The following is an 11,253-nucleotide window of genomic DNA, read 5'->3' on the forward strand; positions in this document are numbered from 1 at the left end:
AGGGTTGGCCGTGTACGCATCAAAACCTTTTGATTGACATTGTGAATGAGCGCGACCGCGAACCGGATCAGCAAGAATCCCGCCCATTGGGCGGCGCCAGCTCCCCATAAGAATGCGGCGCCAGTTGTAACGGACGTGACAGAGGCTATTTTGGGTTTAACGCCCGGTTTTCCAGTTTAACGGACGCAGGTGCGCTTATTTTAGCACTTTGTGCGGTAATCTGGTAAAAATAAGGCGAATAGCCGCTCAAGCGTCCGTTACATTTTTTGCCCAGCCTTTTTTCGGCAAATAGCCTCTGCTACGTCCGTTAGCGCTGTGCAGGAAGGAGAGCCAACGTTTAGGCGTTGCGCACGGAGGCAGCCTCCCTGTTTTCGCGTTGCGCGGGAAGCGATCCGCCCGTTTTATCGTTCATCTCCCCATAACGATGGCTCCCTTTCAGCCCAACATCGTCAGATCGTTCAAAGCTGACGCAAAGAAACCGGCCTTCATGCATACAATTTCCTTTTTAACCGTCTTTTTTCCCGCATCGTGCGGGCCGCTTCATTTGCACCTGCAACCGGTTGTGTTTTAGCCACAGTTTTGTCATGATATGATAAAATGTAATGCGAGAAAACCCTTTGGATTGGAGAAAAGTGATGGCAGCCGAGAAGCTGAAGGTGTTGATCGTTGACGACGATGTTCTTATACGGACCGGATTGGCATTCGTCATAAATGCGCAAAAAGACATGCAAGCGATCGGACCCGCCGCTAACGGCGTTGAGGCGCTTGCGATTATGGCCGAAACAAAACCGGACATCGTGCTGATGGATTTGCAGATGCCGGAAATGGACGGAATTTCATGCATCAAGGAAATCCGCAAGCGGGATGCCGATTTGCCGATTTTGATCCTTTCGGTCTACAACGAGGAAGAGCATGTGATACAAGGTCTTCTTGCCGGAGCGAACGGGTATTTATTGAAAAAAGCGGATTTTTCCTTTATCGTGCGGATGATCCGCGACGCGGCCAATGGCCAATATACGCTTCCGGACGAAATAGCCGCAAGGATTGTCAATTTCATAGCCAAAAAGGAAAATCCAAACCCTCCGTCCGGCGGAGCGGAGATCTAGCTGCCGAATTGGACAATGGGCAGCAAAAAAAAGAATGTGCTGCCTTTTCCCGGTTCGCTTTTCACCCCAACAGTGCCTTGATGCTGTTCAATAATTTGCTGAACGATTGCGAGCCCCAATCCGCTGCCGCGTTCGTTCGCCTCCTGCCTTTTGTAAAATCTGCGGAATACATGCGGCAATTCCTCCGCGGCAATTCCCATCCCATAATCGACAATTTCCACAACCAATTGGGGCGCGCTATGCTCCCCTATCCGTTCAATATAGCAATTAAGCGTAATAATGTTGCTAATGCCGCGGCTGAATTTCTGGGCGTTGTCGATATAATTTTGCACGGCCCGCATAATCAGATGGCTGTCGATGAAGATTTGCGCTTCCCGGCCGTTTGCCAGCGTGTCTATTCTTCCCCGCCGCAACTGAAATCCGTTTTGCAGCAAGTCGCTCTCCAGTTTGGCGCAAACATCCCGCAGCCAATCGCTTGCCGCAACGATCTTCCTGTCCGGTTTCTGTTCGCCCGATTCCAGTTTGGCCAACTCGAACAAATCCTGGATGAGACGCTGGATATACGCCGTCTTGGCAAGCAACATCCTGGCGATTTCCCGCTGCCCGGAAGGGAGTTGGCCAGCCTCCATTAGCTGCAAATAGGTTTGCATGCCTACGAGCGGAGAGCTTAGGTCATGGGCGATATTGACGAGCATTTTGGTCCGCGTTGCTCTCATTTCCGACAATTGCTGATTCGCCTCATGCAGCTTTTGCGTTCGCATGGCCACTTTCTCTTCCAGCGTCGCATTCAAGCTTCCGAGCTGCTTGACCAACAAATCGTTGCGCCGCGACAACTGCGCATAGCGATAAGAAACGATTGCGGCTTGCGCCAACAAAAACAGGATAGCGGCTTCTTTCAACACTTCAACCGTGTCAATGAGATGCAAATAGAACAGTGTATCGTTGGCAATCGCCGCGGCCAAAATGACGACGGCAACCATATTGATCACCGCGCCTTCCCGCTTCCGGATAAAAGCCAGCACAGACACATAGCACACGAAATAAAGCAACACCACAACTTTTGCCGCCGATTGCAGAAGCAGCGTCTCCGTAAAAATGCGTGCCGGTGTGAACAGCACATAGCCAACAAGAAACGCGGACAGAATGAGCGACAAGTAGACCATTGCACGGTGCGCTTCTCGCGGATACAGCAGCTTCATCAGCAGAACCACGCACAAAAAAGCAAAAATTTCGGAGATATATTCAAGCTTCGTAAGCGCTTCCCAATTATGGACGCCAAGCAGCAATGAACTGAGGTACCCGTTCAAAATGATCGTGCGGGCAGCAAAGCCCAGGCAAGCCAATCCGGCGAACAAGGTTGCCAGGTCTTTTTTGCGCATGCCGAATATGACAAGGAGATACAACCCGATCATTACGAACCCGCCGATAACAAACAGGTCGTATAACTCTTCTTTTAAAATGCCCGGCAATAACGCAACCGTATCTCCATAAACAATGTCGTCAATAATTCCGCCTTCCCGAAACGAGAAGTTCGAAACCTGGATCACCACTTCAACCGTTTGCGCTTTTGGCTGAAAGACCACAAGATTGATATGCGATTGCGGCACTTCATCATGCCTGTCGGTCCCGACCTTGCCCAAACCCTGCTGTTCTTTCCCGTCGATCCAAAGCCGGTATGCGCTGCTGATCGACCTGATAAACAACGCTTTGTTTTCGCCGATATCGGAAGCGGGGACAAGCAAGAGCAGGCGGTAAGTACCGTAGCCGTGACTGTTGCCGGCATTGGCAGAAAACTTGAAATTTCTCCATGAAGCGGGGACTTTTAAGTATGCGGGCGCAAAATTGCCGCGCTGCCAATCCGCCGGTTCCAACAACCGCTTCCAGTGAAACTCCCATTCGCCATGCAAAGCGATTCGCTCTGTGCCCTGCCGATCCGCCGTCCCGCGCAAATCGATGACGCCTAAAGCCGGTTGCGGAACGGTTTGCAAATCATTTGCTTCATTTGCCGCGGCGATTGCCGAATCTTCCAATACGATAAAGGCAACTATTAAAACATATATTACAGCCAGGCATCTTTTCATGGATCGAGTTCCGCCTTATGCGCGTCGAATTTTATCAAGTTTATATCGCTGCAACTAAAAAAGGCCCCGATTTTCATGAAGCCTCTTTAATGATCAAAAATACTATTGAGAAATTTTAATCGTCCTCAAATAACCAATTCAATCGCATATTTCCTTTATGCTGGAGATAAATCGGCTCGCCCGCGTCATTTTTCACCGGAAGTTCTGTCGTTTCCGACAACTCCCGCGTTTTGATCTCGACCGTCCGGCTTGCGCTGTTCCAATTCACCCGTGCTCCCAACGCCTCACCGATAAAACGAATCGGCACGTACACACGGTTATTGATGATTACCGGCGGTTGCGCCAAGGCGATCGGCTGCCTGTTTTTATATGCCGTTTTTGCGCCGACCTGAAGTTCAATCGTCAGGTTTCCTTTCTTCCCCGTGATCTTCTTATCTGCGGGCGAATAAGTTACCGCAGCGTGCAACGATTCGAAAATCAGCCGCAGCGGGACCATTATGCTGCCGTTCTTATTGATCGGCGCCTGATCGGAAACAAGATATTCCCCGTCAAGCGAAATCCGGTAAGCGTCGGTTTTCGCCAAGGCCGGTTGAACAATGGAAAACATCAATATTACCGCCAAAATGCCGGACGCCCACGTTTTTATCACGAACATGCCTCCCCGATTCCACTTTATGCCTTTCATTCAATAATTCGCTTCAATTTGACAAAATCCTTCAAAAAAAAGCCCCGGCAAAAACCGGAGCTCATGATTACGGAATTATTATTGAATGGAAGCTTCGTAAATATCGCGAACAGAATCGGCAAGCGTTTGGTTGAACGCTTCGTCTGATTGCGCGACGTTCAGACCTTGCGACAAAGCGCGCGAGAAGCTGGCGATCAAACCATGGTTGCGCGCCAGTTTTTCATTCGCTTCCGCTTGCGAATATCCGCCCGACAAAGCGACAACCCTAACTACATGCGGTTCCTCCATCAGATCGCTGTAGAAATTGTCTTCCGTCGGGATGGACAGTTTCAGCATAATTTTTACGTCTTTGTCGAGGGCAGATAATTGATGGAAAATTTCTTCCTTCAGGATTTTTTCCGACAATGCTTTATCCGCACTGTAGATGTCAACTTCCGGTTCGATAATCGGAACAAGGCCCGCGGCAAAAATCTGCTTGCCGATAGCGAATTGCTGCTCGACGACTTTTTTGATGCCCGCCGGGTTGGCTTCCTTGATAACGGACCGCATTTTCGTGCCAAAAATGTGCCGTTCATTCGCCCGCTTCAGCAAATCGTCCAACCCCGGGATCGGCTTCATGACCTGAACTCCGTTTTCCGCAGCGGCAAGACCTTTATCAACCTTCAGGAAAGGCACGATGCCTTTTTTCTCCCATAAATAATCAGCGGTATATTGATCGTCAATAAACCGATCCATCGTGTTTTCAAAAAGGATGGCGCCCAAAATGTACCGGGAATCAAACGCAGGGCTTTTGATAATGCGCGTTCTCATCGCATGCACCAACGAAAACATTTGTTCTTCGTTGGAATAGCTGTCTTCCTTGATTCCGTACTGCAGCAAAGCTTTGGGAGTGCTGCCGCCGCTTTGGTCCAAGGCTGCGATAAAACCTTTGCCCTCGCGGACGCGTTCCAATTGCTTTGAATTCACTCTTGTTTCTCCTTTCATTTCACGAGCTTAATAAAAACATTAGCTTTCTTATTATATCATCAAGCGGTCCAATATCGAAAAATTAATTTTTAACAAGCTATTAAAAATGCTTATTGGGTCAATTGACAGTATATATTTTATTCTATCAATATTAGTGATAAACTATGATAAGTGTTGTAATGGAGCCTTCTGTTCTTTTCCGCAAATCAACTTAGAGGGACGATAATGATGAGCAACAAACAAAATAGCACGGACGTTATATTAATCGGCGCCGGGATCATGAGCGCAACTTTGGGGTCATTGTTGAAGGAATTAGTGCCGGAGTGGCAAATCACAGTATTCGAGAAACTCGCCAAAGCCGGGGAGGAAAGCTCCAACGAATGGAATAACGCGGGAACCGGGCATTCCGCCTTATGCGAGCTCAATTATACCGTTGAAAAACCGGATGGATCGATAGATATCAGCAAAGCTATAAAAGTGAATGAACAGTTTCGGGTTTCCCTGCAGTTTTGGTCTTACCTTGCGAACAAAAAACTGATCCGCAATCCGCGGGAGTTTATTACGCCTTTGCCCCATATGAGTTTGGTGCAGGGGGAACAAAACATTGCTTTTTTAAAGAAACGTTTTCAGGCGCTGTCCGGCAATCCCCTTTTTACGGGGATGGAATTTTCCGATGACCCGGCAAAGCTGCAGGAATGGATTCCGCTTATCATGAAAGGCCGCGCGGCGGATCAGCCGATCGCGGCGACAAGAATCGAATCCGGCACCGATGTCAACTTCGGCGCTTTGACGCGCATGCTGTTTGCGCATTTAAAGAACAAAAATGTCAGCATAAAATACAAGCATCATGTCGACGATCTAAAACGTTCGCGAAACGGCTTGTGGGAATTAAAAGTGCGAAACGCGAGCGGAGACGTTGAACGCTATACAGCCAAATTCGTCTTTATCGGCGGCGGCGGCGGAAGCCTGCCTTTGCTGCAAAAATCCGGCATTCCGGAAGGAAAACATATCGGGGGATTCCCGGTAAGCGGGCTGTTTATGGTATGCAACAATCCGGATATCATCGCGCAGCATCATGCAAAAGTATACGGCAAAGCGTCGATCGGAGCGCCTCCCATGTCCGTCCCGCATCTTGACACAAGATTTATCGACAACAAAAAAATGCTGCTGTTCGGACCGTTTGCCGGCTTTTCGCCGAAGTTTTTAAAAACGGGCTCCATGTTTGATTTGTTCAATTCCGTCAAAATGGACAACATCGTCACGATGCTGGCGGCCGGCGTCAAAAATATGGCATTGACCAAATATTTGCTGAAACAAGTCATGTTGTCCAAGGAACAGCGGATGGAAGCGCTGCGCGCGTTTGTTCCCAGCGCGAAAAGCGAAGATTGGGATTTGGTGGTGGCGGGCCAGCGCGTGCAAGTGATCAAAGATACTGCAAACGGCAAAGGAACGCTCCAATTCGGAACGGAAGTCGTCAGCGCCGCCGACGGTTCGATCGCCGCGCTGCTGGGCGCTTCCCCGGGCGCTTCCACCGCCGTGTCGGTCATGCTCGAGGTAATCAAAAAATGCTTCCCGCAACATATGAAAGCATGGGAAACAAAATTGAAAGAGATGATTCCTTCATATGGCGTTTCGCTGCTGAAAACCCCGGAACTCGCCGGCGAAATTCAGGCTAAGACCGCGCAAGCGCTGCGCCTGAACGAAACGGCGCCGGTGACGAAAGCGCGCCTAAGCGTATCTTAAAAAACCGTATCATCGCCATTAAAAAAGAGACCTCGTTCGGTCTCTTTTTTTGTGTCTTCCATAAGAAGCCAAAAATAGTGGAATTATCCCCAATGATTGTTACCTTGTGCGTTAAAATTACTGAAATTAGAATAACAATGAAGTGTATGATTACGCTTTCAAAAAAAAAGGGGAGGTAGAAGAATGAAACGTATTTTTGCCTTGTTTACCGCGGTTCTTATGGTGGTTGCCGTACTCTCCGCATGCGGCGGAAAGACCGACAGCGGCGCAAGCCCGACCGATACCGGCAGCAGTTCCACGCCCGCGCCGAACAGCGACTCAGGGAGCAAATCCGGCAGCAAAGTGACGATCAATCTTTGGTCGTTCACAGACGAGGTGCCAAACATGACACAGAAGTACCTCGAACTCCATCCCGATGCGAACGTGGAATTCAAACCCACAATCATCGCAACGACGGATGGCGCTTATCAACCGGCACTTGACCAAGCGCTTGCCGCCGGTGGAAATGACGCTCCGGACATTTACACGGCCGAAGCCGCATTCGTTCTCAAGTACACACAAGGCGATGCGGTCAGCTACGCGGCCAACTATGCCGACCTGGGTCTGACCGACCAAATGGTGAAAGATGCCGGCATCGCTCAATATTCGGTTGACATCGGCACCAAGGCCGGCCAACTGAAAGCCCTTGCTTATCAGGCAACAGGCGGCGCGTTCATCTATCGTCGCTCGATTGCCAAAGATGTTTTCGGCACGGACGATCCTGCCACCATCAAAAATGAAATCGGCCCCGGTTGGGATAAATTCTTTGAAGCGGCAGCGAAGCTGAAAGCCAAAGGGTACGGCATCGTTTCCGGCGACGGAGATATTTGGCACCCGATCGAGAACAGTTCCGATCAAGGCTGGATTGTCAACGGCAAGCTTCATATCGATCCGAAACGCGCGCAGTTCCTTGATTTGGCGAAAGAACTGAAAGACAAAGGCTATTCGAATGATACGCAAGACTGGACGGAAGCCTGGTATGCGGATATGTCCGGCAGCGGTCCCCAACCGATCTTCGGATTCTTTGGTCCCGCTTGGCTCATCAACTATGTGATGAACGGACAAGTGAAAGACACGTTTGGCGACTGGGCTGTTACCGAGCCGCCGACCGGCTTCTTCTGGGGCGGCACCTGGCTGCTCGCCAACAATGACGTCCTCAAGGACGACGCCAAAAAACAAGCGGTAGCCGATTTCATCAAGTGGGTTACGCTTGATACTTCCGACACGGGTCTCCAATATTTCTGGGCTAACGGCACAATGAAGGATGGCGAACAAGGCACGAAAGATACCGTCGCTTCTTCCGTGGTCATGCAGAAATCCAACGGCACGGTTGATCTGCTGGGCGGACAGAATATGTTCGATGTATTCGTTCCGGCCAACGCCAACGCAACCGGTAAAAACTTGACCCAGTATGACGAATCGATCAACTTAATCTGGCGCGACGTCGTGCGTCAATACACAGCTGGCAATAAGAGCCGCGATGAAGCAATTGCTGACTTCAAATCGCAAGTCAAAGACAAACTCGGCATCGAAAGCGAATAAAAAGCGAATGATGAGGCGCCAAAGGGGCGGGCTTGCTTTCCCGCCCCTTTATATCAATTCATGAGGTGAGAAGCATGCGCCGCAAAAGAGTCAGTTATTCGAAATACGGCTATATCTTCAGTTTGCCTTTTTTATTAGCGTTTCTGGTATTTTCGCTGTATCCCATTCTGTACACCGCCGCCATTGGCTTTACGGATTTGAAGGGTGTCATACCCAAACCGCCCCACATTTTGGATAACCCGTTGCAAAATTACAAAGACCTTTTGTTCGATAATGCCACGTTTCGACAATCGATGTTCAATACAGGACTGATCTGGATTCTCAACTTCATTCCCCAGATCGTGATCGCGCTATTGCTTACCGCATGGTTCACCAACCAACGGCTTAAAATTCGGGCGCAGGGCGCGTTCAAAGTTTTGCTCTATATGCCGAATATTATCACGGCGAGCACGATCGCCGTGCTTTTCAATTCCTTGTTCGCTTATCCGATGGGCCCCGTGAACAGCTTGTTTCAAATGCTGGGCTGGTCCGACGCGCCGATCTACTTTTTGCAAGACAAAACAACCGCGCGGGGCATCGTTGCGTTTATCCAATTTTGGATGTGGTACGGCAATACGATGCTTATCCTGATCGCCGGCGTGCTCGGCATAAACCCCGTATTGTTCGAATCCGCGGCGATTGATGGCGCGAACGGGGTGCAAACTTTCTTCCGCATCACGCTGCCGGGCCTCCGAACCATCTTGCTGTTCACTCTGGTCACGTCGATGATCGGCGGCCTGCAAATGTTCGATATCCCGCAGTTGTTCCTGCTTGGCGGACCGGACAACGCAACGATCACTGCCTCCATGTTCATATACGGGCAAGCTTTTAAAGGCAGCTATTTGTATAATCGCGCCGCTGCGGCCAGCATGATCATGTTCGTAATCGCGGCCGTGTTGTCCGCACTGCTGTTTTACTGGCTGCGCGACCGCGACGCGGCAAGGCTCAGAAAGGAAGAAAAGAAACTCAGAAAGGCTGAAAGAGCATTGGCAAAGGGGGGCGTAATGCATGGCTAAAATTCTGGAAAGCAATCCCGTCTCCCGGGGAATTAACAGGACAATCGTTTATGTGGTCTGCATCTTCCTGTCACTGCTCAGCATCGTTCCGTTTTTGATCATGTTTGTAAACGCGACGCGATCAACGCCGGAAATTCAAAGCGGTCTTTCGCTGATTCCGTCGACGCATTTGATGACCAACTGGCAAGTGCTCTTGAACAAAAGTTTCGACCCGTTCAAAGGGTTCCTGAACTCGTTCATCGTCTCAGGCGGCACGACCATCCTGACGGTCTATTTTTCGTCTTTGACCGCATATGCGCTAGTGGTGTACAACTGGAAAATGCGCCAGCCTTTCTTTACGTTCATTATGGCCATCATGATGATCCCGTCGCAGGCCAGTGCCATCGGGTTCTACCAATTCATGTATCAATTGCATTGGACAAACAGTTTCTTGCCGCTGATTCTGCCCGCAATCGCGGCGCCGGCGGTGGTGTTCTTTATGCGCCAATATCTGCTCGGCTCCCTGTCGATAGAGATCGTGGAGGCGGCGCGCGCCGACGGATCGGGCGAGTTCTATACGTTCAACCGGATCATTTTGCCGATCATGATGCCGGCAATTGCGACGCAAGCCATCTTTGCTTTTGTCGCCAGTTGGAACAACCTGTTCATGCCGTTGATTCTCCTGACGCAAAAAGATAAATATACGCTGCCGATTATGGTAAGTCTGCTGCGCGGCGATATTTACAAAACGGAGTTCGGGTCGATTTACTTGGGCCTGTCTCTGACCGTGCTGCCGTTGTTTGTGATTTACTTCCTGTTGTCGCGGTATATTATTGCCGGCGTGGCGCTAGGCGGTGTAAAAGAGTAGTTTTTCAATTCGCAGTCGCATATCGAATAAAGTTAAAAGCCCGGCCTTATGCGGTCGGGCTTTTGCTTGGCATAGGGTTTCGACGATTCTGCTAAAACGATTGGTATGGATGTAGAAATCATGGCGATTTTCCGCGAAGTCCGTGATGCCAACATTTCCCGAGATTGCATCCATTCTCTGCCATCTCTATGGTGTACGGACTCCCTACGGCAATCCAGACCACAGTATATTCGGCCATACCCAGATCTGAAACAACTCTTTGGTGACAGACTACGGATTTACAGTGAACCCGGTTAAACCAACTACTTTTTCGACGAAAAATGTTTTCTAGAGCTTTTATACGGGCGGATGCTCAAGAACCGTAAATCTCGACTTCGGTCAGGCTATTCCAATCGTTGGAGGTGTTGCCGTGACCGACATAACGGACGTAACGCGCCGTCGTGTCGCTGACGTCAAACGACTCCGGCTGAGTCGTCGTGCCGATGCTCGATCCGCTGTACACCTGAGTCCAGTTCGTGCCATCTGCCGACGTCTCGATGTCGAAGGAAGAAGTTCTTTGATCGCCATTGTAAAAGGCGATGCGCACCGAGTTTACAGTATGGTTCGTCCCGAGGTCAAACAGGATCCAGGCTCCGTCACCTTCTCCAGACCAACGGGTGAAAAAATCGCCGTCGATCGCGTTCGGCGCGTCACAGTCGCAACGCGTGTCATACGTGGAGGCGGAGGCGGCAGACACAGTCAATTTACTGCCTCCTTCCTCGCTGGTGCCGTCACCGCCGTAAATCTCCACTTCAGTGATGCTGTTCCAGTCGCTGGATGAGTTGCCGTGCCCTACAATCCGCACATAGCGAGCCGTAGTGTCGGAGAAATCGTAGGTTTCCAACTGCGTTGTGTAGCCACTGCTCGATCCACTGTAGATCTGGGTCCAGTTCGTGCCGTCCGCGGACACTTCCACGTCAAAGTCGGAGGTCCGTTGATCTCCTTGGTACCAGGCAATTTTTATCGAACCTACGGTAACGCTCGTTCCCAGATCGAACTTGATCCATTGGCCGTCGCCTTTCGCCGACCAACGGGTGGTCAAGTCTTTATCCAACGTGTTGGAAGGCACATTCCCGTCATCGCTGCTTGCCGTGACGGAAGATACACTCAATTCGCCCGCTCCGGTGCCTCCGCCGCCCCCCTCGTCGTT

General features: G+C 50.3%; 9 protein-coding genes. 5 read left to right on the top strand and 4 right to left on the bottom strand.

Annotated elements, in window-relative coordinates; genetic code table 11:
* Positions 1-635 precede the first annotated feature (635 nt).
* Positions 636-1,106 (top strand): response regulator transcription factor, encoded by a 471-nt coding sequence (locus tag VF260_10010; GenBank protein ID HEX7057513.1) that lies wholly within the window; start codon positions 636-638, stop codon positions 1,104-1,106.
* On the opposite strand, the gene VF260_10015 is transcribed toward VF260_10010, so the two are convergent.
* The 3 genes from VF260_10015 to VF260_10025 form a co-directional block, all read right to left on the bottom strand.
* Positions 1,103-3,187: an ATP-binding protein gene (locus tag VF260_10015; protein HEX7057514.1), complete on the bottom strand. Its 2,085-nt coding sequence runs from the start codon at positions 3,185-3,187 to the stop codon at positions 1,103-1,105. The two genes, VF260_10010 and VF260_10015, sit on opposite strands and share 4 nt — an antisense overlap.
* Before the next feature lie 115 nt (positions 3,188-3,302).
* A complete protein-coding gene (locus VF260_10020; GenBank protein ID HEX7057515.1) occupies positions 3,303-3,836 on the bottom strand; it encodes a copper amine oxidase N-terminal domain-containing protein in 534 nt (177 codons plus the stop codon).
* Positions 3,837-3,950: 114 nt separating this feature from the next.
* Positions 3,951-4,838 carry a fructose bisphosphate aldolase gene (locus tag VF260_10025; GenBank protein ID HEX7057516.1) on the bottom strand — a complete coding sequence of 296 codons (888 nt, stop codon included), beginning with the start codon at positions 4,836-4,838 and terminating at the stop codon, positions 3,951-3,953.
* Between the two features lie 228 nt (positions 4,839-5,066).
* Here VF260_10025 and VF260_10030 point away from each other — a divergent pair, with 228 nt between their 5' ends.
* The 4 genes from VF260_10030 to VF260_10045 all read left to right on the top strand — a co-directional run bounded on the left by VF260_10030 (position 5,067) and on the right by VF260_10045 (position 10,064).
* Positions 5,067-6,581: a malate:quinone oxidoreductase gene (locus VF260_10030; protein ID HEX7057517.1), complete on the top strand. Its 1,515-nt coding sequence runs from the start codon at positions 5,067-5,069 to the stop codon at positions 6,579-6,581.
* Positions 6,582-6,764: 183 nt separating this feature from the next.
* The gene (locus VF260_10035) at positions 6,765-8,162 is read left to right on the top strand and encodes an ABC transporter substrate-binding protein (protein ID HEX7057518.1); all 1,398 of its coding nucleotides are present in this window, start codon (positions 6,765-6,767) and stop codon (positions 8,160-8,162) included.
* 74 nt (positions 8,163-8,236) lie between these two features.
* Complete coding sequence (locus VF260_10040; protein ID HEX7057519.1) at positions 8,237-9,217, top strand: sugar ABC transporter permease; 981 nt, start codon at positions 8,237-8,239, stop codon at positions 9,215-9,217.
* Positions 9,210-10,064: a carbohydrate ABC transporter permease gene (locus tag VF260_10045; protein ID HEX7057520.1), complete on the top strand. Its 855-nt coding sequence runs from the start codon at positions 9,210-9,212 to the stop codon at positions 10,062-10,064. The genes VF260_10040 and VF260_10045 overlap by 8 nt, the downstream gene beginning before the upstream one ends.
* A 352-nt stretch (positions 10,065-10,416) precedes the next feature.
* Here VF260_10045 and VF260_10050 read toward each other — a convergent pair.
* On the bottom strand, positions 10,417-11,253 hold an 837-nt coding region (locus VF260_10050; protein HEX7057521.1), incomplete at its 5' end, for a discoidin domain-containing protein.

It is taken from the genome of Bacilli bacterium (assembly GCA_036381315.1).
Lineage (GTDB): Bacteria > Bacillota > Bacilli > Paenibacillales > KCTC-25726 > DASVDB01.

Bases quoted from the DNA above. Each gene is read 5' to 3' on its own strand.
- VF260_10010 (HEX7057513.1), top strand. From the start codon at position 636: ATGGCAGCCGAGAAGCTGAAGGTGTTGATCGTTGACGACGATGTTCTT.
- VF260_10035 (HEX7057518.1), top strand. From the start codon at position 6,765: ATGAAACGTATTTTTGCCTTGTTTACCGCGGTTCTTATGGTGGTTGCC.
- VF260_10040 (HEX7057519.1), top strand. From the start codon at position 8,237: ATGCGCCGCAAAAGAGTCAGTTATTCGAAATACGGCTATATCTTCAGT.
- VF260_10045 (HEX7057520.1), top strand. From the start codon at position 9,210: ATGGCTAAAATTCTGGAAAGCAATCCCGTCTCCCGGGGAATTAACAGG.
- VF260_10015 (HEX7057514.1), bottom strand. From the start codon at position 3,187: ATGAAAAGATGCCTGGCTGTAATATATGTTTTAATAGTTGCCTTTATC.
- VF260_10030 (HEX7057517.1), top strand. From the start codon at position 5,067: ATGAGCAACAAACAAAATAGCACGGACGTTATATTAATCGGCGCCGGG.